The sequence below is a fragment of the Hyphomonas sp. UBA4494 genome (assembly GCF_002388935.1).
Lineage (GTDB): Bacteria > Pseudomonadota > Alphaproteobacteria > Caulobacterales > Hyphomonadaceae > Hyphomonas.
Window position 1 is genome coordinate 76,618 of sequence record NZ_DGNK01000032.1, and the last position, 20,352, is coordinate 96,969.

General features: G+C 60.0%; 24 protein-coding genes. 10 read left to right on the forward strand and 14 right to left on the reverse strand.

All coding sequences use genetic code 11. The features are described from left to right. Positions 1 to 81: 81 nt before the first annotated feature. Positions 82 to 894, reverse strand: a complete 813-nt coding sequence (locus B2P82_RS12570) for a SapC family protein (RefSeq protein WP_242517403.1) — start codon at positions 892 to 894, stop codon at positions 82 to 84. 105 nt (positions 895 to 999) lie between these two features. On the opposite strand from B2P82_RS12570, the gene B2P82_RS12575 reads away from it, so the two are divergent. Both B2P82_RS12575 and B2P82_RS12580 read left to right on the forward strand, forming a co-directional pair. Then, positions 1,000 to 2,886, forward strand: a complete 1,887-nt coding sequence (locus B2P82_RS12575) for a DUF885 domain-containing protein (RefSeq protein ID WP_290497303.1) — start codon at positions 1,000 to 1,002, stop codon at positions 2,884 to 2,886. Between the two features lie 93 nt (positions 2,887 to 2,979). Next, positions 2,980 to 4,683: a vWA domain-containing protein gene (locus tag B2P82_RS12580; RefSeq protein ID WP_290497305.1), complete on the forward strand. Its 1,704-nt coding sequence runs from the start codon at positions 2,980 to 2,982 to the stop codon at positions 4,681 to 4,683. A 1-nt stretch (position 4,684) separates the two neighbouring features. On the opposite strand, the gene B2P82_RS12585 is transcribed toward B2P82_RS12580, so the two are convergent. The 3 genes from B2P82_RS12585 to B2P82_RS12595 form a co-directional block, all read right to left on the reverse strand. Next, positions 4,685 to 5,032, reverse strand: coding sequence for a hypothetical protein (locus tag B2P82_RS12585; RefSeq protein ID WP_290497307.1), 348 nt, complete (start codon positions 5,030 to 5,032; stop codon positions 4,685 to 4,687). A gap of 97 nt (positions 5,033 to 5,129) precedes the next feature. Beyond that, positions 5,130 to 5,465 (reverse strand): DUF2794 domain-containing protein, encoded by a 336-nt coding sequence (locus tag B2P82_RS12590; protein WP_051607849.1) that lies wholly within the window; start codon positions 5,463 to 5,465, stop codon positions 5,130 to 5,132. A 252-nt stretch (positions 5,466 to 5,717) separates the two neighbouring features. After that, entirely contained in the window at positions 5,718 to 6,353 is a 636-nt protein-coding gene (locus B2P82_RS12595) for a COQ9 family protein (protein ID WP_290497309.1), read from the reverse strand. A 127-nt stretch (positions 6,354 to 6,480) separates the two neighbouring features. On the opposite strand from B2P82_RS12595, the gene rpsU reads away from it, so the two are divergent. The 3 genes from rpsU (at position 6,481) to B2P82_RS12610 (ending at position 8,092) form a co-directional block, all read left to right on the forward strand. After that, positions 6,481 to 6,690, forward strand: coding sequence for a 30S ribosomal protein S21 (rpsU, locus tag B2P82_RS12600; protein WP_156947899.1), 210 nt, complete (start codon positions 6,481 to 6,483; stop codon positions 6,688 to 6,690). 136 nt (positions 6,691 to 6,826) lie between these two features. Beyond that, complete coding sequence (locus B2P82_RS12605; RefSeq protein ID WP_290497311.1) at positions 6,827 to 7,657, forward strand: class I SAM-dependent methyltransferase; 831 nt, start codon at positions 6,827 to 6,829, stop codon at positions 7,655 to 7,657. A gap of 213 nt (positions 7,658 to 7,870) precedes the next feature. Further along, positions 7,871 to 8,092, forward strand: coding sequence for a hypothetical protein (locus B2P82_RS12610; protein ID WP_206991391.1), 222 nt, complete (start codon positions 7,871 to 7,873; stop codon positions 8,090 to 8,092). Between the two features lie 70 nt (positions 8,093 to 8,162). Here B2P82_RS12610 and B2P82_RS12615 read toward each other — a convergent pair whose 3' ends face one another. Together B2P82_RS12615 and B2P82_RS12620 are read right to left on the reverse strand one after the other, a co-directional pair. Continuing rightward, positions 8,163 to 9,569: an ABC transporter permease gene (locus tag B2P82_RS12615; RefSeq protein ID WP_206991392.1), complete on the reverse strand. Its 1,407-nt coding sequence runs from the start codon at positions 9,567 to 9,569 to the stop codon at positions 8,163 to 8,165. Continuing rightward, positions 9,569 to 10,534, reverse strand: coding sequence for an ABC transporter ATP-binding protein (locus B2P82_RS12620; RefSeq protein ID WP_206993276.1), 966 nt, complete (start codon positions 10,532 to 10,534; stop codon positions 9,569 to 9,571). Before B2P82_RS12620 ends, B2P82_RS12615 begins: the two co-directional genes overlap by 1 nt. A gap of 118 nt (positions 10,535 to 10,652) precedes the next feature. Here B2P82_RS12620 and B2P82_RS12625 point away from each other — a divergent pair, with 118 nt between their 5' ends. Further along, positions 10,653 to 10,913 carry a TraR/DksA family transcriptional regulator gene (locus tag B2P82_RS12625; protein ID WP_290485365.1) on the forward strand — a complete coding sequence of 87 codons (261 nt, stop codon included), beginning with the start codon at positions 10,653 to 10,655 and terminating at the stop codon, positions 10,911 to 10,913. A 5-nt stretch (positions 10,914 to 10,918) separates the two neighbouring features. Here B2P82_RS12625 and B2P82_RS12630 read toward each other — a convergent pair whose 3' ends face one another. The 4 genes from B2P82_RS12630 to B2P82_RS12645 form a co-directional block, all read right to left on the reverse strand. Beyond that, complete coding sequence (locus B2P82_RS12630) at positions 10,919 to 11,221, reverse strand: aa3-type cytochrome c oxidase subunit IV (protein WP_290497314.1); 303 nt, start codon at positions 11,219 to 11,221, stop codon at positions 10,919 to 10,921. 83 nt (positions 11,222 to 11,304) lie between these two features. Further along, entirely contained in the window at positions 11,305 to 11,745 is a 441-nt protein-coding gene (locus B2P82_RS12635; protein ID WP_290497315.1) for a DUF1178 family protein, read from the reverse strand. Positions 11,746 to 11,757: 12 nt separating this feature from the next. Continuing rightward, positions 11,758 to 12,015, reverse strand: a complete 258-nt coding sequence (grxC, locus tag B2P82_RS12640) for a glutaredoxin 3 (RefSeq protein ID WP_206991395.1) — start codon at positions 12,013 to 12,015, stop codon at positions 11,758 to 11,760. Positions 12,016 to 12,045: 30 nt separating this feature from the next. After that, positions 12,046 to 12,816, reverse strand: a complete 771-nt coding sequence (locus B2P82_RS12645) for a ComF family protein (protein ID WP_290497316.1) — start codon at positions 12,814 to 12,816, stop codon at positions 12,046 to 12,048. Between B2P82_RS12645 and B2P82_RS12650 the strand changes: the two genes are divergently transcribed. Continuing rightward, positions 12,815 to 13,729: a methyltransferase domain-containing protein gene (locus tag B2P82_RS12650; protein WP_290497317.1), complete on the forward strand. Its 915-nt coding sequence runs from the start codon at positions 12,815 to 12,817 to the stop codon at positions 13,727 to 13,729. The two genes, B2P82_RS12645 and B2P82_RS12650, sit on opposite strands and share 2 nt — an antisense overlap. Positions 13,730 to 13,760: 31 nt before the next feature. On the opposite strand, the gene B2P82_RS12655 is transcribed toward B2P82_RS12650, so the two are convergent. From B2P82_RS12655 to B2P82_RS12670, 4 genes are read right to left on the reverse strand one after another with little or no spacing between them, the layout of a single operon-like run. Beyond that, on the reverse strand, positions 13,761 to 13,934 hold the full coding sequence (locus B2P82_RS12655) for a Flp family type IVb pilin (RefSeq protein ID WP_242517406.1): 174 nt from the start codon (positions 13,932 to 13,934) through the stop codon (positions 13,761 to 13,763). A 17-nt stretch (positions 13,935 to 13,951) separates the two neighbouring features. Then, positions 13,952 to 14,353 carry a (deoxy)nucleoside triphosphate pyrophosphohydrolase gene (locus B2P82_RS12660; protein WP_290497318.1) on the reverse strand — a complete coding sequence of 134 codons (402 nt, stop codon included), beginning with the start codon at positions 14,351 to 14,353 and terminating at the stop codon, positions 13,952 to 13,954. After that, entirely contained in the window at positions 14,350 to 15,600 is a 1,251-nt protein-coding gene (gene argJ / locus B2P82_RS12665) for a bifunctional glutamate N-acetyltransferase/amino-acid acetyltransferase ArgJ (RefSeq protein ID WP_290497319.1), read from the reverse strand. The genes B2P82_RS12660 and argJ overlap by 4 nt, the downstream gene beginning before the upstream one ends. Then, positions 15,597 to 16,538, reverse strand: coding sequence for a peptidylprolyl isomerase (locus B2P82_RS12670; RefSeq protein WP_290497463.1), 942 nt, complete (start codon positions 16,536 to 16,538; stop codon positions 15,597 to 15,599). Before B2P82_RS12670 ends, argJ begins: the two co-directional genes overlap by 4 nt. 195 nt (positions 16,539 to 16,733) lie before the next feature. Between B2P82_RS12670 and secA the strand changes: the two genes are divergently transcribed. From secA to B2P82_RS12685, 3 genes are all read left to right on the forward strand, one after another. After that, a complete protein-coding gene (gene secA / locus B2P82_RS12675; RefSeq protein ID WP_290480006.1) occupies positions 16,734 to 19,481 on the forward strand; it encodes a preprotein translocase subunit SecA in 2,748 nt (915 codons plus the stop codon). 4 nt (positions 19,482 to 19,485) lie between these two features. Then, the gene (locus B2P82_RS12680) at positions 19,486 to 19,989 is read left to right on the forward strand and encodes a P-loop nucleotide/nucleoside kinase family protein (RefSeq protein WP_206991400.1); all 504 of its coding nucleotides are present in this window, start codon (positions 19,486 to 19,488) and stop codon (positions 19,987 to 19,989) included. A gap of 77 nt (positions 19,990 to 20,066) precedes the next feature. Further along, complete coding sequence (locus B2P82_RS12685) at positions 20,067 to 20,291, forward strand: hypothetical protein (RefSeq protein ID WP_034815061.1); 225 nt, start codon at positions 20,067 to 20,069, stop codon at positions 20,289 to 20,291. Positions 20,292 to 20,352 lie beyond the last annotated feature (61 nt).

The following is a 20,352-nucleotide window of genomic DNA, read 5'->3' on the forward strand; positions in this document are numbered from 1 at the left end:
TGACACAGTGACCATGGCATGGCGCGCAAGAAAAAAGCGGCTCCGGATGGAGCCGCTTTTCCTGTTCGATGGGCGTGAAGCCTAGTTGACGGGCGCTGCGACCGCCTCGGTCGCCTGAATGCGGACCGCGCGCTGGATCACGACCTGCCAGTTCATCAGCGAAATCAGGTGCGCATAGATTGCGCCGAGGGCACCATTGCTGCGCAGTTCGAGGAATTTCTCGGTTGGCAGCGCGTTCAGCTTATCTTCGGAAACAGCCCAATAGTCAGCGATCTTCTGCTGTTGGCCAACCGGATTGCCCTGATTGTCGCGCGGCTGGAAGGAAACCGTCTTCTGCTCCAGCAGATCCATATCCTTCAGGATGCGACCGAATTCGACGGTGGCCTGACGCTGGCGCTCGAATTCCTTACAAAATTCAATGGCGTCATTGGTGAATTTGCTCGGCTGGCCGTTTTCGAAGAAAGGCACTTCCGGCTGGTTGCTGACCATCGGCGCGGCGCGGTCGACGCACAGGACCAGACGGTCTGAGCCTTCATCAGACGCAAAGACGAATGGATAGCGGCGCACAAAGGCCGGCACGTAATGGTCGTCAGCAACGAATCCGTTATTGTCGACATACAGGTTCTGGCCCTGACGGATGCCCATCACGGCAACTGGTGTGCGTTCTTCGCCGACGAAGATCAGCGGGTAAAAACTCGCCGCTCTTCCGAATTCGGAAACCGTTACCGGTACAGCATGGGACTCCCGCAGGAACGCGAAAGGTTGTTCGATCTGTTTGACGCCAAGGCCAGCATGAGCTTCTGCAGACAGCGGCTGAGGCTGCTTGTAGAACATCACGGTGCCGGAAAGGTTCGGCTGTCCGCCCGCTGGCGGGGTTGCAGGTGTTGTGTTCACGTTGGAGACTCCCGAAATTGTTGCCGGATCGTTACCGGAAATAGCCACAGCCCACAACACCCCAAAGCGTGGGAACTACAGTCAGGAAAAGGTCATATTTCTCCAATGAAACTGCGCTTCCCAGCCTCAATGCGATCTGTTTTCCAAGGCGCTTCCAGCGGACTGGCTGTCCTGTCGCTGGCGGCTGCCTGTACGCCGGCTGTGGACGATGCGGGCACACCCCGCCGGATTGCGCGCCAGGTTGATGATCTGATGGCCTCGATTGCCGCGAATGAACTTGCTGACAATCCGGAAATGGCGACCCGGCTGGGCCTGTCCGAGGACGCCACCGGGTATGATTTCAACGCCTATCTCACTGACCGCTCCCAGGCTGCGTTTGAGCGGACACGCGTCAAACGGCTCGAAATTCTCGAAGCCTTGCTGGCCGCGCCGCGCCCGGTCGAAGGCGGGCAACAGGCCCGGCACCTCGACACGGTTATCCAGGCATATGAGACCGCGGAATCCCTGTTTGTCGCTGGTCATGGCCAGACCGGTCTTGGCCACGCCTATCCCTATGTCGCCGACCATATGCGCGGGGCATATATTGATGTGCCCGACCTGCTGACCGGCGCGCATCCGTTTGGCACCGCTCAAGATGCGCGCGACTATGTCAGCCGACTGGCGCAATTGCCCGGCGCGCTGCAGGACGAGCGCCGCCGCCTTCAGGCCGATGCCCGCGCCGGGATCGTGCCGCCCGTATTCGTGCTGCAGCGTATGCAAACACTGGCGGAAACAATCGGCGCAGGGCCCGCCGAGGCACATTTGCTGGTCACGACCTTCGACAATCTCGCCTCGGGCGCGGATGGCCTCAGCCTGCAGGAGCAAACAGAACTCGCCGCCCGCGTCGACGCGCTTGTGCGCAATGACGTGCTGCCTGCCTATGCCGAGTTCGCCGCCGCGCTGGAGGCGCTGAAGGTCGACGCGCCGGAAGAGCCCGGCGTCTGGCAACTGCCCGGCGGGGATGTCTATTATGACGCCGCCCTGACAGCCTATACGGATGAAGGGATCACCGCCGAAGCCCTGCACGCACAGGGCTTGGCCGAAGTGGCCCAACTGACCGAAGAATTGATGGCCGCGCTGGAGGCACAGGAATTGGTTGAAGGCACGCTGACCGAACGGCTGGCGGCCCTGTCACTACTCGAAGGCCAATTGTACGAAGACACGCCGGAAGGGCGCGAGGCCCTGTTGGCACGCATGCGGACGCATATGGTTCGCGCAGAGACGAACATGGCCGAAATCATGCCCGGCATGCCGCGGACGGGCGTGACGATCCGTGCCGTGCCGGATTTTCTGCAAGCATCTGCCCCATCGGCCTTCTACAGCGCGGCCCCGGCCAATGGCTCGGCCCCGGCCCAGTTCGAGATCAATCTCAGTGATATGACGGACTGGCCGGACTTCATGCTGGCGACGCTGGTCTTCCACGAGACGATTCCGGGGCACCATCTGGAAAGCGCTCTCACCGCAGAGACCGCCAACCTGCCTTTGATCCGTCAGATGACCTGGAATGTAGCCTATGGCGAAGGCTGGGCTGTATATGGCGAAATCCTCGCGCATGATCGCGGCCTGTACACGGACGATCCGCTGGGCCGGATCGGATTCCTGCAATCCATGTTGTTCCGCGCTGCACGTCTCGTGGCAGACACGGGCATGCATCGCGATCACTGGACCCGCCAGCAGGCAATCGACTACCTCGCTGAGACGACCGGGCAATCACCCGAGGCCATGGCTCAGGAAGTGGACCGCTATGCCGTCTGGCCCGGACAGGCAGCGGCCTATTGGGTGGGCGCGCAACGCATACTGGATCTGCGCGAACGGTCCCAACGCGTGCTCGGCCCCGATTTCGATCTGGCAGAATTCCACGCCGTTGTTCTTGGCGGCGGACCACGCCCCCTCTCCCTGCTCGAACGAGATGTGGAGCGCTGGTACATTTCGAAAGTCGACCTGTCGAACTAGGCATTTTGCCACAAACTATCCGGGCTTCGCCTTATTGACGCCATGCGCGGCTTACCATTCTGTCACCTCAAGGACGCAATGAGGAGGGACATCATGCGCATGCGAGGAATGGTTCTGGCCGGAGTGGCCGCCGCCGCAATACTGACGGCTTGTGAAACGAGTGAGACCGGTCAGGCAGGCGACGCGGAGTTGCAAACGGTAACTGTCACGGGCAGCCAGCAGGACTCATCCGCGCCGCCCCCACCGCCCCCTGCTCCGCCACCGCCGCAAATGGTGATGGAATCCCGGGCCATGCTCGGCAAAGCAATGGCCGCACCAGTGATCCTGGCGCCCGCACCCGAATTCCGGGACCAGTATGAGGATGTCGAGCAGAACCCGGTCAAGCTGGTCAGCGAAGAACCGGTCTCGACCTTCTCGATTGATGTCGACACGGCCTCCTATGCCAATGTGCGGCGCTTTCTCGAAGACGGCATCCTGCCGCCCAAGGATGCCGTGCGCATCGAGGAGCTGATCAATTATTTCGACTATACCTATCCCCAGCCCGCCGAAGGCGAGGCCCCCTTCTCGACCCAGGTGAATGTGATGCCGTCGCCCTTTGCCGAGGGACGCGAGCTGATGCAGATCGGCATTCAGGGCCGGGACATTGACCGCGATGCCCGCCCGCCCATCAATCTCACCCTGCTGATGGACGTGTCGGGATCAATGTTCTCCGACGACAAGCTGCCGCTGGCCAAGCAGGCCATCAAGCTGATGCTGGAGGAGATGGAGCCAACCGATACGATCGCCATCGTCGTCTATGCGGGCGCCGCCGGGGAAATCCTGGAGCCGACACCGGTCAGCGACAAACGCAAGATTGTTGCGGCGCTGGAAGAATTGAAAGCCGGTGGCTCTACCGCGGGCGGTGAAGGCCTGCGCCTTGCCTATTCGCTGGCCGAACAGGGCCTGAAGGACGATGCCGTCAATCGCGTCATGCTGCTGACCGATGGCGACTTCAATGTCGGGATTTCCGATCCGGAACGGCTGGAGGATTTCGTCTCCCGCAAGCGCGAGACCGGCATTTACCTGTCCGTGCTCGGCTTCGGACGCGGCAATTACAATGATGCGATGATGCAGAAGATCGCCCAGACCGGAAACGGCACGGCGGCCTATGTCGATACGCTGAGCGAAGCGCGCAAGATTCTGGCCGATGACCTGTCGGGCAATATCTTTCCCATTGCGGATGATGTGAAGATCCAGGTGGAGTTCAATCCGGCGCGCGTCGCCGAGTATCGCCTGATCGGCTACGAGACCCGTATGCTGGACCGGGAAGACTTCAACAATGACAAGGTCGATGCCGGCGATATTGGCGCGGGCACGAGCGTCACGGCGATCTATGAGATCACGCCGGTTGGCTCAGACGCCGCGCAGATCGATCCGCTGCGCTATGGCGACACGGATACGTCGGCCAGCGATCCGTCCGGGGAGTATGCGTTTGTGAAACTGCGCTACAAGGCCCCCGGCGCGGAGGACTCCATCCTGCTGGAGCGTCCTGTCACCCTTTCCGACCGTGTGGCCAGCACAGCCGCCGCGCCGCAATGGGCGCGCTTTGCCACGGCGGTGGCAGGCTACGGCGAGATGCTGAAAGGGGGAGAGGCCCTCGGCACCGGTTTCGGCTGGGAGGAAATCCGAAATCTGGCGAATGGTGCCAAGGGCCCGGATGAATTCGGCTATCGCGCGGAATTCGTACAACTGACCCGGCTGGCAGAAACGGCCGAAGCACAGGCCGCCCTGAACAGGCCGGGTCAGGAAATCGAATAGATCAGGCCGCGATGGGTGCGGCGTCGGCCCGGCTGCGATCCGTTACGCAGACCGGGCTGAAGCCGGCCTCGATATCGTCCACGATCAGGCGCCGTGTGCGCGCATCGAATTCCGTGGCGAGGAAGACCGCCCGCGCGCCGTAGCGTTCGGCATCGGCGAGTGCCCAGATTGGCTGGACGTCGTTTGGCTTACCCGACAATTCAATCGTGCGGATGATGCGCCATCCATATGTGTCCGGAGCGGCAAACAATGCCACGCCTGCCGTGCGCGCCCAAGGCGCATCCAATGGAACGCGTTTGAAATCCCAGGCTTTGCCTGACCGTCCCCGAAATCTTACGTCGATACCCATGTTCATGCTCCGTTCTGATGAGCATGTTCCTATAATGTTCCAGAGCGTTCCGCAAGAATTTTTTAGTTAACAGCGTGTTAATGCATTCGATCGAATTTCACTCAATGACGCGGAAACGGCTGCGGTCGAAAACGCGCAGGACTTGCGCCAGTTCGCGGCCGCGGCGCAGCACCTGACCGGCCTGGCCATAAACCACATACTGGCCCTGCATGTTTGCGAGATGGGGCTGTTTCTCGATCCGCCATGTCGGGTTTTCGGCGTGTCGTCGGAAAATGGCAAAGATCGCGACGTCCTTGTGCATGCCAATGGCATAGTCCCTTGCCTTGCCGGCCATGACCAATCGGCCATAGACGTCGAGAATCGGTTGGAGTTCGGTCTTGTGAAAAGCGATTCGCGGTTCCGGGGGCGTTATCCGGTGCGTGTTTTCAGCCATTTTTCCCTTTCTGGTTTCTCCTGAGACGCGAAAAGGTGGCTGGTAAGCTCGCCTAACCGCGATTTAATGCAAAACGGGGGTAATTGGGGCAGTTTTGCCATGTTTACGCCTTGCGTCCGCCCCCGACGACAATCATCTTCTAATTGTCGGACGGAGGTGTTCAGCAGACACCCCGGACCCATCAGCCCCCCCAGCCCCCTGGGGCGTTTGTTCAGCTTCTGTCCGACAACTTACCCTTCCTTGACAATGAACCTACGCCTTCGTGGACCCATTGGGCCGCGAGACCGGCAATACGTCAAGCAATGGCTTGGCAATTCGCCCGAGATTCCGGCCGATGCCCGAGGCAAGGCTGAGACGCCGGTCGATATAGGTATCGAGCTGTTCATCCGACGGCTGGTCGAGCCAATACATGATGATCGGTGGGATCACCGCCGCCAGCAGGCCCCGCTTGGAATAGCGATTGTAATCCTCTGATGTATCGCCCGCCTCGTCCCAGACCATGTCTGCGATGCGCCAGGTCCGCTGGACCGCAGAGGCCGCGCCCCAGGGCAGCAGGCCCCGAACGGCGGCGCGGCGGACCGCTTCCCGGTTCGGCTCCAGCGCAGCAAGCCATGCCAGAACACCCGCCTTTACGCGCGCGGGCGTCTTGAGGGCCGAGATATCCTGATCCGCAAGCGCCTCGCGAGCCGCCTGCCCCGCCCGGTCAAAGAAAGCGTCAATCAGGTCGGGTACGCCATTTGGCGCCGCCAGCGCCTGTTCGCCCTCGCTGAGGCCTGCCTGTTTGGCGGCCCTGGCCGCTGTGGTCTCTGTCCAGCCATCAAAGGGGACATCCGGCAGCATTGCGTCCAGCCAGCGGAACCTGAGGACTTCGGACGGTGTTTGTGTCATAACTGAACCTGATGGCTTTAAGGGCTTGGCCAATCGGCCAGAGCCGTGATATAGGCCCCGCTTCCGAGGTCTGTAGGCCTCAACCGAATTGAATCGGGGCGACGCCCCTAACGAATGGAGAAGAACAATCGTACAGATCGTCGTCCGCGATAACAATGTCGAGCAAGCTCTGCGCGCGCTGAAGAAGAAAATGCAGCGCGAAGGCCTGTTCCGGGAAATGAAGGCCCGTCAGTACTTCGAAAAGCCATCCGAGAAGAAAGCTCGTCAGCGCGCTGAAGCGGTTCGCCGCGCCCGCAAGCTGGCTCGCAAGCGCGCCCAGCGCGAAGGCATCGTATAGACGCCTCTCCGGATTACCGGTTTCCATAAAAGCCCTGCCAGTTCGCGCTGGCGGGGCTTTTTGCTTTCGGAGTTGATTTGGAGCGTGGTCGCGATCAAGATCATCACCATCGGCAAGCTAACAGTCAGGCACGCACATGACCCTCAATGAACAGATTGCTGCGCACTATCGCCACGGCGATTTGCTGCAGGCAATCGAAGACGGCCTGTCGAATCTTGGACTGGGTCCGAACAGGGTCACGGTCGACGATTTGGGACCGGTTGACGAATTTCATATTGGTGGCCGCATCGCCAGCAAGCACTTTCTCGACCAGCTTGATATCAATGCAGGCATGACAGTGCTGGATGTCGGGTGCGGCCTTGGCGGTGGGGCGCGGTTTGCGGCGGCCACTTATGAGGCTCAGGTCACAGGCATTGACCTCACACCGGAATATGTGGAGACGGGTCAGGTGCTCTGCGATTGGGTGGGACTGTCCGACCGGGTGTCTCTGAGGCAAGGCAGCGCATTGTCCATGCCCTTTCCTGATCGCGAATTCCAGCGTGCCTACATGATGCATGTCGGCATGAATATCGACGCCAAGGAGGCCCTGTTTGCCGAGGTTCACCGTGTCTTGGACTCAGGTGCGCGGTTCGGCATTTACGATATCATGCGAACGGGCGAAGGCGACCTGGCCTATCCAGTGCCATGGGCCGGCGGTCGCGACACGAGCTGGCTCACCGGGCCGGAAGGCTACAGGAAAGCGCTTGAGGCTGCCGGGTTTGAGTGTCTGACTGAGAACAACCGGGGTGCTTTCGCACTGGATTTCTTCCGCAAGATCCGGGAAGCCAACGCGACCCGTGGCGGTCCGCCACCGCTCGGGCTTCACACATTGATGCAGCACAGCACAGCCGAGAAGGTAGGAAACATGGAGGCAAATATCGCCGCAGGCCTCATCGCACCTGTCGAGATGATTGCGGTAAAAAGCTAAAGCGCGCTGCGCCGACAGCAACAGAGATTCAAGCAGTCGGGGCTTTTTCTATTGGAAGAGCCGTTTTCGGTGCCAATCCGTACGTTAGCGAGTGATTGAAATCGCCCTGATCAGGTTGCTTCAATCGCGAAAGACTCTATTCAGGTACTCAGCAATTGCCGGAACCACTCTCTCCGAGCGAGGAGAAACGGGTCAACAAGTTTTGGGGGAACCATGGCTGTACTTCTCTGGATGTTGGCGGCTCTTTTATTTGTCTTACTCGATTTGGCGGCCTATGTCGTCGCGGCTATTGGGTTTCTGACGTTCTTCACTTTTGACAGTCTTAAGCCATATCGGTGGTATATGATTGGCATAGGTCTGGTGGGTGGTCTGATGCTTTTGCCGATTGCCGACCACTTCATTGGCAAAGCAATCCGCTCTGTCACCGCTCTATAGAGATGCGATGTGAATACTCGTCCTGCGGCTTGAACTCTCATCATGCAACCTGCCGCACCAATGCTTCGCCCTAAACCGCCTTCCCTTTCAGGCCGACCATCCGCTTGAGCATGCCGCCCATGTCGCCGATGCCGGCGCCGTGGACGGCGCCTGCGCGGTAGACCTTGGTGGACAGCCACAGGATCAGCAGCGCGAACCCGGCCATCAGGCCCATCTGGGCGAGCACTTCCCAGAGCGGCGGATCATGCGGCATGCGCAGGATCAGCAGGAAGGGCGTGAAGAACGGAATCCATGAGGCGATGTCGACCAATGGCGAGCCGGGGTCCTGAAAGGCGATGAAGATCGCGAACATGGGTAGCATGAGCAGGATCATCATCGGGCTGAGCAGGGTCTGCGCTTCCTGAATCGTATCGCAGAGCGAGCCGAGCGCCATGAAGATCATGCCGTACATGATATAGCCGAGAATGAAGCTGATCAGGCCCGGCACGATGATGGCCGGATTGGCAAGCGTGGCCAGGAATGGCTCGATAATGCTGCCAACACCCGGAATCTGTGTCGCAACCAATGTGCCGCCCGCAAAGGCAAACAGGCCCCAGGACAGCATCATGGTGGAGGTGACCGCGAACACGGCGAGCATCTTGCCCGCCAGCAATTCCGGCAGCTTTACCGAGGTCAGCAGCGTGTCGAAAATCTTGTTCGAGCGCTCCTCAATCGTGCCCATCAACAAGTACTGGATGATCGAGAACACCATAAGCCAGAGGAAATAGGCGAGCCCGCCCGCGACGAACATGGGCGCGCGGTCGGCCATCGTCACTTCGGCGCCTGTGGCATCCTGTTCCTCGATCGTGCGGATACGGCGTGCCGGCACGTCAAAGGCCGCATCATCCACGTTCTGGAGGAAGTCTTCGCCAAGCCCGGCTTCGTTGAGCGCATCGCGGCGGGCAAGGCGCAGCATGGCATCCTGGGCGAGATAGCGCAGCTGGTCGACATTGACGTCATCGCTCCAGTATTCGAGTTCGCCCCCATCCTCTGCCAGCACAAAGGCCGCAAAGAGCGGCTTGTCGCCGAGCGGACCGGAGACCAGTTTTTCACCGAGCAGATAGGGTCGCAATCCGTCAATGGAATCTGCGGGCGCGGGCACCGGGATGAATTTCCGGCTGGCAATGCTGGCTCCTTCGGCGGCGGCGCGGGCTTCATCCTCGCTCATGACGGGCAGGTCCAGCTGTTCGGCAAGTTCGCTTGTACGTTCCGCATTGGCCATTTCCCGGCGCTGGAACTCGGCTTCGATCGCCTCGGCATAGATGCCGCCCGGCTCGATGACGGCATAGTAGCGCACCGGCGAGGATTGCGCCGCAAAACTGGCGAGCGCCGCACCGATGATCATGAAGAGCGGCACAGCCGCCAGGCTCAGCCAGAAGCCCCAGGCCTTTACATAGCCAAGATAGTCACGGCGAAAGATCAGCAATATGTTGCGCATCAGGCGGCCTCATCTTCTGCAAGCGATGCGGCCAGAGCGGCTGCATCTGCCTCGCCCACCAGCGACACGAACACGTCGCGCAGGCGGGCCTCTTCGGGCGCAAAGCCGGTAATCGGTGCGCCGGCCTCAATTGCGGCGCGCAAGGCGTCCTGCGCCTCCCGGCCCGGCGGCAGATCGATCCGCCAGGTTTCGCCATGTCCGGCATCTGTCGTGCGGACCGCCTCGAACCCTTTCGGGCCGAGTGCGCTCGACAGATCAAACCCGTTCTCGACGGAAATCCGCGCCCCCTGCCCCAGCGTGGCAAAGGCCTCCTTCAGCGTACCGTCCAGAACCTTGCGCCCCCGCGCCATCATCACGATACGGTCGCAGAGGCGTTCGGCATGTTCCATGACATGGGTGGAGAACAGGATGGTCGCGCCGCGTGCATGCTCGGCACGGACAAGATCTTCAAGGGCTTGCTGGTTGACCGGATCAAGGCCTGAAAAGGGCTCATCCAGGATCAGGAATTTGGGCCGGTGCGCCAGCGTGGACAGGATCTGGACCTTCTGGGCCATGCCCTTGGACAATTTCGAGATGCGCGCGCGGCTGAATTCCTCAAGGCCCGCAGCGCTGAGCAGTTCGTCAGCGCGCGTCCGTGCATCATGCGCAGACAGGCCCTTCAAGCGTGCAAAATGGCTGATCGTGTCGCGCGCGGTCATCTTCTTGTACAGGCCGCGCTCTTCCGGGAGGAAGCCGACCTGCTGAAGCGCGCGGACATTGGGGCGCGCACCGAACAGTTCCACCTCGCCTGAATCCGGCTCCATGATCCCGAGTCCCATGCGCAAGCTGGTCGATTTGCCAGCGCCGTTCGGACCGAGAAAGCCGATGATCTGGCCGTCCGGCACCTCAAGGGACAGGTTGTCCACGGCGGTAAATGTCCCGAACCGCTTGGTGACAGAGGTCATGATCAGGGGCGATGAGGGCATCGGCATGGCGTCCTTGTAGGCAATCGACGTCAGGTCGTTAGTGTTTGTCGATATGGATTACCCTCAATCGCCCGAAACGCCTTGCCAAGCCCTTAAAGGAGTCGCAGCATCATTCCAGATGAAGACGATGCCTCCCCTTTCAGGACTGGATCGCCTGACGAAAGATGCAGGTGCTGACGGAATCCGGCGCCCGCCTGGTTCCCTTGAGAAATACGCAGAACAGTTGGCCCGGATCGAATCCGCCCTCGCCCGCATGGAAGCGGGGCGCTATGGCCTATGCACAGGATGTGACGCCAGAATCCCGCTGACACGCCTCAAGGCTGATCCGGCCATCGCGACATGCGCCGATTGCAAGGAACCGGAAAACCTGTCGGTCTGAGTGTTCTAAAGGACGAGTCCGAACAGTGCGATGAACAGCTGGACGACCAAGGCCAGCACCACCATCAGCACGACAGTGGCCATCCAGCGGCCACCCAAATTCATGACCAGGCCGGAGACAATGCCGAATACGGTCATCAGGCCGAGGGCAATCATCCAGTTCATGCCAATGGCAACGGCGAGCGTTGCATAGCCAACGGTCAGGATGATGAGCAGGCTGCCCCAGATGCTTCCCACCATGAAACCACCCCAAGTCGCCTTCTGGGCGCTGATGTCCATGTCTCCACGATGATATTCACTGGCAGCCATTTAGGGCACTCCCCGTCAAAAACCTTGTGACCTGCGTAATATATCAGGGCGAAGCAGGGTCAAGCGCGTCAAAGCGCTCCAGTTCAGTTTAGTTGCTTGTTCGATTTGGGCCGCTTGGGCGTCATCGCCCGTGGCAAAGGCGCTGCGGGGATGCCCTCTTCACGCAGGGCTTCCGATTCTTCGGCAGAGGTTTCGCCCCAGATCGGCCGGTTGTCGGTCTCGCCATAGAACATCGAACGAGCCTCGTCTGCGAAGCTGTCGCCGACATAGTCGAAGTTACGCGAGACATGGTCGCGTGCCTTCGCAAGAATTTCCCGCGCCATGGCCGCCTCATCCGGCGCGGCCTTGCGACCGTCGGATGTGCGCACAGACGGCGCCATGATCTGTTTGACCACATTCTCGCCTCCGCACATCGCGCAGCTGACAAGGCCCCGGCTGGACTGGTCGTCGAACGCCGAAGACGACGCAAACCATGCCTCGAAGTCATGGTCGCAATCAGAACAGATGAGCGCGTAACGGATCATGGCTGCCCCAGATTATGCGCCGAGCAGGGAATCCAGCTTCCCGGACCTTTCAAGTGCCATCATGTCATCGCAGCCGCCGACATGTTTGTCGCCGATAAAAATCTGCGGGAAGGTGCGACCGCCCCCAGACCGTTCGACCATTTCGGCTTTTTTCTGCGCATCCATTCCGGCATCAATTTCATTGAAATTGACGTTCTTGGATTTCAGCAAGGAGACAGCGCGCGTGCAGTAAGGACAGAACTGGCGCGTATAGATTGTGACATCAGCCATTGAGGGGCTCCTGAATAGTTTCTTCCGGTTTTATATGGTGACATCCGTTTCCCGCACAACGCGCGCAAGCACCAGCACGTCGACTTGTCGCGCGCCTGCCTGTTTCAGGGCACGCGTGCAGGCCGACAGGGTCGCGCCCGTCGTCAGGACATCATCCACCAGCAGGATACGCTTGTCGTGCACATGGGTTGCAGCGCGGTCGGAGACTTTGAATGCCCCCGCCACATTGCGCCGGCGGGCCTTCGCGCTGAGCCCACCCTGAGTGGGCGTGCGGCGGCGGCGTTTCAGGACATCGACGCGGCAGGACAGGCCGGCACGGCGGGCAATACCCTGTGCCAGCCAGGCCGACTGGTTGAAGCCTCGACTGACAAGGCGCGTATAGTGCAGCGGCACGGGCACGATCAGATCGGCTTCGGCGACCAGTTGCGCCCCGGCCCGGTGCATCCAGCCGGTCATGACATGCAGCCCGTCCCGGCGACCAGACCGTTTGAGATCAAGCACGATGCGGCGACTGGCGGCCTCATAGACCAAGGCGGCGCGGGCCCGGTCCCAACGCGGCGGGCGGGCAATACAGGGCGCACATTGCGCCCCTGGCCCAAGGTCCAGCTCCATTGGCCGGCCACAGCTTTCGCAGACAGGATCGGAAAGGAATCCGATGGCGGCGAATTCGGACGGCGAGAGCGGCCCCTTGCCTGCGCCGCGCTGGCCACTGACGAGGGAGCGTTGGGGCCAGAGAAATTCAGCCGCGCCGCGCATTAGCCCCTTTGCCATGCGGGCCCGGTGGTCCATATCGCTGCTCATGCCTTCCCCGGTCCCCCCGAATTCTGCGCCGCCCCGCCTGTTCGACCGCGAACGGGTGGCCCGTAATCGCAGCCGGGCCGCAGCCAGTTTCAAAGAATATGACTTCCTGAAAGCGCGCGTGTCGAGCGATATCGCTGACCGGTTGGCGGATACGTCTCATTCCTTTGATCGCGCCTTTGATCTCGGCGCACATGATGGCCAACTCGCCAAACTGCTTCAGGCCAGCGACCAGGTCGGGTCTGTCGAAGCCGGGGATATATCGAGCGGCATGGTCGCGATCAGCCGGGCCGGCGGTCTCAATGCGAAGCAGGTCGATGAAGAGGGCCTGCCTTTCCCACAGGCCAGCCTAGACCTGATTGTGTCGGCCCTGTCCCTTCATTGGGTGAATGATTTGCCCGGTGCGCTGGTGCAGATTCGTCAGGCGCTGAAACCGGACGGCCTGTTTCTCGGCGCGCTATTCGGTGCGGGCACGCTGAGTGAGTTGCGAGCCAGCCTGATGGAGGCCGAAACGGAACTAACCGGCGGCGTTGCGGCACGCGTCTCCCCCCTGCCCGGCCTGCGCGATATGGCGAGCCTGATGCAACGGGCCGGCTTCGCCCTGCCAGTCGTTGATCGCGATCAGGTTGTGGTCCGGTACAGATCACCGATGGGCTTGCTGGCCGATTTGAAAGGGATGGGCGAGCGGGCGGCATTCGCAGCCGGGACAATTCGGCCCCTGCCGCGCCGTGTGCTGTTGCGTGCCATGGAAATCTACGCAAATGACTATAGCGATCCGGACGGGCGTGTGCGCGCAACATTTGAAGTGGTGCATATGTCTGGCTGGAGCCCGGCAGACTCCCAACCCAAACCGCTAAAACCCGGAAGCGCCAGGGTCAGCCTCGCCGACGCTGTACGAAGTCACAAATCTTCCTGACGTCTGGTCGCAAGACCTGACGAGTGATCGATCAGGACATTTCCGTTTCAACGGTTGTGAATGTCTGGTTGATGGATGTGGCCACGGCCACGAGGCCGCCCATGATCGCAACGGCGATCAGTCCCACCAGAAGTCCGTATTCCACGGCGGTTGCGCCCGTATCGTCACGCAGGAAGCGGCGTATCATTGTGTTCGAGGCCATCATGTTCGCTCCGAGTCTGTCTAGTTACCCGAGAGCACGGCAAACAGGGGAATGTCTGCCGCAGGCGCCGGATAGAGATGAAGGTCCGATGATCTGACCCAGGCCAAGGCCTGTCCTTCCCTGGGCGAAAGCTCGCCTTCCCAACTCTCCGTTGAGAAAAGTGGCATCAAAAGGTGAAAATCTGGATAAGCATGACTGGCAAAAGTGATCGGTTTCAGAGAGGTCTCGTCCACCATGATGGAGAGTTCTTCCTGTAATTCCCGCACCAGCGCCCGCTCTGGCGTCTCACCTGTCTCGACCTTTCCGCCCGGGAACTCCCAGAGTCCCGCCATCGGTTTGCCAGCGGGGCGTTGAGCCAGCAGGATACGGCCTTCGGCATCATAGAGCGCAGCGGCGACCACAAGCACCATTCTACGCGTCATGTACGATAGGCTCCGTTGATGTCGACATAGCCATGCGTCAGGTCGCAGGTCCAGACCGTGGCAGACGCCTCGCCCACGCCGAGGTGGACACGGATGGTGAATTCCGGCTGGGCAAATACCCCGCCGGCGGCTGCTTCGCTATAGTCCGGCATGCGCCCGCCCGCAGAGGCAACCTGGACATCATCAAACCATATGGCGAGCTGGTCCATGTCTATCGGCTCAAGCGATTTGCCAACGGCCATCACGATCCGTCCCCAATTGGCGTCTCCGGCAGCCATGGCCGTTTTTATGAGGGGCGAGTTGGCAATCGAACAGGCGACCACCTTTGCGGAGGTTTCCGACACTGCGCCTTCGACCGTGATTGTCACGAACTTGCTGGCCCCTTCCCCGTCCTTGACGATGAGGTGGGAGAGGTCGAGGCAGACCTGCTTCAAGGCGGAGGCGAATTCGGCGAAACGGGGATCGTCCCGTGTGGCGATCTCGGCCATGCCGTTGGCGCCGGTGGCGAATACCATCAGCGTGTCGGACGTCGACGTGTCGCCATCCACCGTGATGTTGTTGAAGGTCTGGTTCGTTACCTCTTCCAACAGACCTTGCAGCAGGTCTGGCGCGATGGCGGCGTCGGTGAAAACATAGGCCAGCATGGTCGCCATGTTGGGCGCGATCATGCCCGAGCCCTTGGCGATACCGGCCAGATTGACGTCCACGCCGTCGATCTTGGTCGCAAGCCCTGCGCCCTTGGGAAATGTATCAGTCGTCATGAAGGCGCGGGCTGCGGCTTCCCAGTCAGGAGCCGAAAGCTTGCCCGCAAGATCGGGCACGAATGCGCCGACATAGTTCGGGTCTGGCAAGGGTTCGCCAATCACGCCAGTCGCCGCGAGGAAACATTCCTGCTTTTCCACGCCGAGCGTTTCGGTCAACGCCTTCAGGGTGGCCTCGTTCTTGAGCACGCCCTTGGCACCGGTGAAGGCATTCGAGTTGCCCGAATTGGCGATCAGTGCGCGAGCCTTGCCGGCACCTGACTTCAAGGCCTCCCGACACCAGATGACATCCGCCGACGCGGTATGAGACAGCGTGTACACGCCGGCGCAGTGGGTGCCTTCCTCAAAGCTGAAGAGGAACACATCATCGCGCGTCATGCCACGTGCCGCATAGAAGCCGCGCGAACCGGTGGTCGCGCGCACACCCTTGACGACCGGCAGGTCTGGAAAGCGAGCCGGGGCGAAGGGAGATGGGGTCAGTTTCAAAGTTCACGTCCTTGTTCATCAGATGCGGGCTGCTCTTTGAGGAGATCGCCCTCGCTTTCAAGCGAAAGTGCAGCATCGGGGACAATTTTTGTCGATTTCTCGCCCTTTTCGATCTGCGCTTCGGTGCGCAGGCGTCGCAAGATCTTGCTGACCTGGTTGAGCGTCAGGAAGGTCACGATCTCCGGCCGCATCTCGGCGCGGGTCTTGGGTGGGCTGGTTCGGCGATCCTTCACCTTCAACAGGTGCCAGCCATCGGCAGACAGGAAGGGTTCAGAGACTTCGCCGACCTTTGTGTTGGCGATCACGACCGGGAACGGATCTGCCATATTATTTGGCGCGACATAGCCCAGGTCACCATTTTCCATGCGCGTGGTGGTATCGAGCGAGTTGGAGACGACGAGGCTTTCAAACGTGGCGCCGTCCTGAATTTGCTGATGAAGTGCCCGGGCCTCTTCCTCGGTTTCAATCAAGATATGCGCGATCGAGACTTCGTCGTCCTCCTGCTGGAGGGCGACCTGCTCCTTGTACATGGCCTCGATACTGTCCTCGTTCACTTCAGACGCAACCAGGCTCTCCACGAGCAGATTTCCGAGAATACGCTCGCGGGCAACTTCAAGCCGGCGCTCTGCTGCGGCGCCCTTGTCGAGCCGGCGGTTCAGCGCCTCTTGTGCCATCAATTTCTGGTCGATCAGCTGGTCGAGGACGAGATCATAGTTTTCATCGCCGGGGCCGAACGCGTCGCCCGGTGAAATCAGGCCGCGCGCAACGGCCTCCAGCTCAACTTCGCTGACATAAATCGGATCGCCATTCACCGTGACGGCGGCTGCGGCCTCGACCTGAATGACGGGTTCTTCTTCGACTGGCCGGTTACAGGCAGGGACCAACAAAAGCGCGGAAGCGGCAAGCAGTGCAGGCAAAGCGCGGGAAAAGGGCTTCATAAGCAGCACGGTAAAGTCTCCTTTAGGCTGAGGGCGCTGCATTGACACCCCAATGCGGCGTTCTTAAGTCTGACCCGAACGCTGGTCGAGGGGTTTCAGCCAGCGAGTGTGCTGTGGGAGAACCCACAAATATTCTGCCGGTTCCGCTGTCAGGATTAGAGTTTTGTCGCCCCAGATCAATTGGTGCTACCTGATATGCTTTCTGTTGCCCGCAAGATTTTCGGTTCAGTTAATGATCGCAAGCTGAAGCCGCTGCACGCGCGCGTCAACCGGATCAACGCGCTCGAGCCGATGATGGAGGCGCTCTCCGACGAAGCCCTACGCGGCAAGACGGACGAATTCCGCAAACGCCTCGCCGATGGCGCCACACTCGACAGCTTGCTTGAAGAAGCCTTTGCGGTTGTCCGCGAAGGCGCGCGACGCTCGCTCGGCATGCGCCATTTCGACGTTCAGTTGATGGGCGGCATGGTGCTGCACTCCGGCAATATCGCCGAGATGCGCACGGGTGAGGGCAAAACGCTGGTCGCGACGCTGGCGGTTTACCTGAACGCACTTGAAGGCAAGGGCGTTCACGTCATCACGGTCAACGACTATCTCGCCAAGCGCGATGCTGAGTGGATGAGCCAGGTCTATGGCTTCCTTGGCATGTCGACCGGCATCATTGTTCATGGCATTTCCGACGAGGAGCGCCGCAAGGCCTACGCGTCTGACATTACCTACGGCACGAACAACGAGTTCGGATTCGACTATCTGCGCGACAATATGAAATACTCGCTGGACCAAATGGCCCAGCGCGAACACCATTTTGCCATCGTCGACGAAGTCGACTCCATCCTGATCGACGAAGCGCGCACGCCGCTGATCATCTCCGGCCCGACCGATGATCGGTCAGAACTCTATATGGCGCTTGATGCCCTGATGCCGCGCCTGACGGATGAGGATTACGAACTCGACGAAAAACAACGCTCGGTCACGTATACCGAAACCGGCACGGAAAAGATCGAAGGCTGGTTGACCGAGGCCGGCACGCTGGAAGGCTCCATGTGGGAGCCGGCGAACATCTCCATCGTCCACCATGCCAATCAGGCATTACGCGCTCACAAACTGTATGCGCGCGACAAGGATTACATCGTCAAAGACAGTCAGGTTATGCTGATTGACGAATTCACGGGTCGCATGATGGAAGGCCGCCGCCTGTCAGAAGGCCTGCACCAAGCCATCGAGGCCAAGGAAAAGGTCGACATCAAGCCGGAAAACCAGACCCTGGCGTCGATTACGTTCCAGAACTATTTCCGCCTCTACAGCAAACTGGCCGGCATGACGGGCACCGCGCTGACCGAGGCCGACGAATTTGCCGATATCTACAATCTCGGTGTCATCGACCTACCAACGAACAAGCCGATCCAGCGGATTGACGAAGACGATGTCGTCTACCGCACCGCGAGCGCGAAATATGCGGAGATCGTCAAGGATGTCCGCGAGTGTCATGCCAAGGGTCAGCCGGTCCTGCTCGGCACGGCGTCGATCGAAAAATCTGAAGTCCTGTCGAACCTGCTGACAACCGCCAAAATTCCACACAAAGTGCTGAATGCGCGCCACCATGAGCAGGAAGCCCAGATCGTGGCCAATGCCGGTGTGCCGGGCGCCATCACCGTTGCTACCAATATGGCCGGTCGCGGTACCGACATTCAACTCGGCGGCAATTTCGAAATGCGCGTCGAACAGGAAAAAGCCGAACAGGAAGCCAAGCTTGGCCGCGAACTGACCGAAGGCGAATTGTCCCTGCTGACCAGCCAGATCAAGGCCGATATTGAGGTCAAGAAAAAGCGTGCGCTCGACGCCGGTGGCCTCTACGTTCTGGGTACCGAGCGTCACGAGAGCCGCCGGATCGACAACCAGTTGCGCGGCCGAACAGGCCGTCAGGGTGATCCGGGCAAGTCCAAATTCTACATTTCCATCGAAGACGACCTCATGCGCATTTTTGCGGCAGAGCGGATGGACAATGTTATGCGTCGCCTTGGCATCAAGGAAGATGAGGGCATCACCCATCCCTGGATGAACAAGGCGATGGAAACGTCGCAGAAGAAGATTGAACAGCGCAATTTCGAGATTCGGAAGAACGTCCTCAAATATGATGACGTGATCAATGATCAGCGTAAGGCCATCTTTGAGCAGCGCATGGAATTTATGCGCGCCGAGAATGTCTCCGACACGATCATTGATATGCGCGAAGACGTGATCAACGGCCTGATCGCCCGCACCATGCCCGAGAAGGCCTATGCCGAGCAGTGGGACATGGATGGGCTGGCCGAAGCCCTGCGCAATGATTTTGCCGTGGACATGCCTGTGAAGGATTGGGCCGCCGAAGAAGGCGTTGCCAACCAGGAAGTGGCTGAGCGCGTTCACAATGGAATCGCCAAAGTCTATGAGGCGATCACAGAGCAAGTCGGTCTTGAACAGATGCAGCGGATTGAAAAACAAATCCTGCTTCAGGTCCTCGACATGCGTTGGCGCGAGCATCTCCAGATGATCGACCAATTGCGGTCAGTGATCCATCTGCGCTCCTACGGCCAGCGCGACCCGCTGAACGAGTTCAAGGAAGAAGCCTTCAACTTATTCTACAATTTGCTGAACGAGTTGCGCGCGACCGTGACCCGCTCACTGATGCATATCCGGGTTCAGACACCGGAAGAAAAACAGCAAGCGCAACAGCGACGCCCTGTGCCGCAAGCGCCGGCGCCTGTTCCGCCAATGCGCGAAACCCATCTTGATCCGGATACGGGCCATAATGAGATGTCGAGCGACGACACGCCGCCGCCCGGACCAGCCCTGCATCAAGCAGAGGAAAGCTGGGCCAGCACGCCCCGCAACTCCCCCTGCCCATGCGGCTCCGGCAAGAAGTACAAGCATTGCCACGGCGCCCTGACCACGCAGAAGGCCTAGTCCTTTGGCCCGGCTCATCGTGCTGTCGGGCTTGCCGGGCTCCGGAAAATCTACGCTTGCGAAAGGCCTGAGTGATCTCTCAGGCGCTATCCTTCTCAGGGTCGACGTATTCGAGCAGGATTTGCGCAACGTCAATAGCAGCGATTTTGATGTCGGCGCGCAAGGATACCAAATTGGCTACGACCATGCCCGGCGCCATCTTCTGGAAGGCAAAGACGTAATCGCCGACGCCGTTAATGCGGTGGAACCGGCACGCGAGGGCTGGAGAGCCATCGCTCAGGAAACAGGCACGCGCGTCATCGAGATCGAAATTGTGTGTACGAATGAAGACGAAGCCGCCATGAGGCTGCGCACTCGTGAGACGGGCATCGACGGCTTGCTGCCTACCAGTCTTCAAGAACGCCGCGAGCGTATCTGGGAGCCGAACCCCCAGATTTCAGGAACAGTCGATACGGCTGGCCGACCGATTGCAGACTGTGTGGATGATCTTTTCCACCTCGTAAAATAGATCGGGTAAAGCGCTAAATCGGAACCTCGTAGTAAACGCTGCGTTGACCATGATGAATACTCTCAAGGAGACTCATCATGGGCCGCACGCTCACCGCCATCATCGCTTTCCTCTGCGTCGCATTCGTGATCGCACTCGGCTGGTTCTATCTGCAGGAAGGCTCATTCGAAGGCGCTGGCGCGCGCATGGACGCGACGCTGGAAGATCTGCCCGAGGAAACATCCGAATTTGCGAATGAAGTGTCTGATGCGGCCGACGAGATTTCCGACGAGCTGGATCAGGATGGATCGCCCAACCGGTAACCACGTCACAAGATGACCGCAATGTAACCTTGGACTGGCCCCGGCTGCGCCCCACCTCCGC

Bases quoted from the DNA above. Each gene is read 5' to 3' on its own strand.
- B2P82_RS12575 (WP_290497303.1), top strand. From the start codon at position 1,000: ATGAAACTGCGCTTCCCAGCCTCAATGCGATCTGTTTTCCAAGGCGCT.
- B2P82_RS12580 (WP_290497305.1), top strand. From the start codon at position 2,980: ATGCGCATGCGAGGAATGGTTCTGGCCGGAGTGGCCGCCGCCGCAATA.
- B2P82_RS12585 (WP_290497307.1), bottom strand. From the start codon at position 5,032: ATGGGTATCGACGTAAGATTTCGGGGACGGTCAGGCAAAGCCTGGGAT.
- B2P82_RS12590 (WP_051607849.1), bottom strand. From the start codon at position 5,465: ATGGCTGAAAACACGCACCGGATAACGCCCCCGGAACCGCGAATCGCT.
- B2P82_RS12595 (WP_290497309.1), bottom strand. From the start codon at position 6,353: ATGACACAAACACCGTCCGAAGTCCTCAGGTTCCGCTGGCTGGACGCA.
- B2P82_RS12605 (WP_290497311.1), top strand. From the start codon at position 6,827: ATGACCCTCAATGAACAGATTGCTGCGCACTATCGCCACGGCGATTTG.
- B2P82_RS12610 (WP_206991391.1), top strand. From the start codon at position 7,871: ATGGCTGTACTTCTCTGGATGTTGGCGGCTCTTTTATTTGTCTTACTC.
- B2P82_RS12615 (WP_206991392.1), bottom strand. From the start codon at position 9,569: ATGCGCAACATATTGCTGATCTTTCGCCGTGACTATCTTGGCTATGTA.
- B2P82_RS12620 (WP_206993276.1), bottom strand. From the start codon at position 10,534: ATGCCCTCATCGCCCCTGATCATGACCTCTGTCACCAAGCGGTTCGGG.
- B2P82_RS12625 (WP_290485365.1), top strand. From the start codon at position 10,653: ATGAAGACGATGCCTCCCCTTTCAGGACTGGATCGCCTGACGAAAGAT.
- B2P82_RS12630 (WP_290497314.1), bottom strand. From the start codon at position 11,221: ATGGCTGCCAGTGAATATCATCGTGGAGACATGGACATCAGCGCCCAG.
- B2P82_RS12635 (WP_290497315.1), bottom strand. From the start codon at position 11,745: ATGATCCGTTACGCGCTCATCTGTTCTGATTGCGACCATGACTTCGAG.
- grxC (WP_206991395.1), bottom strand. From the start codon at position 12,015: ATGGCTGATGTCACAATCTATACGCGCCAGTTCTGTCCTTACTGCACG.
- B2P82_RS12650 (WP_290497317.1), top strand. From the start codon at position 12,815: ATGCCTTCCCCGGTCCCCCCGAATTCTGCGCCGCCCCGCCTGTTCGAC.
- B2P82_RS12645 (WP_290497316.1), bottom strand. From the start codon at position 12,816: ATGAGCAGCGATATGGACCACCGGGCCCGCATGGCAAAGGGGCTAATG.
- B2P82_RS12655 (WP_242517406.1), bottom strand. From the start codon at position 13,934: ATGATGGCCTCGAACACAATGATACGCCGCTTCCTGCGTGACGATACG.
- B2P82_RS12660 (WP_290497318.1), bottom strand. From the start codon at position 14,353: ATGACGCGTAGAATGGTGCTTGTGGTCGCCGCTGCGCTCTATGATGCC.
- B2P82_RS12670 (WP_290497463.1), bottom strand. From the start codon at position 16,538: ATGAAGCCCTTTTCCCGCGCTTTGCCTGCACTGCTTGCCGCTTCCGCG.
- secA (WP_290480006.1), top strand. From the start codon at position 16,734: ATGCTTTCTGTTGCCCGCAAGATTTTCGGTTCAGTTAATGATCGCAAG.
- B2P82_RS12685 (WP_034815061.1), top strand. From the start codon at position 20,067: ATGGGCCGCACGCTCACCGCCATCATCGCTTTCCTCTGCGTCGCATTC.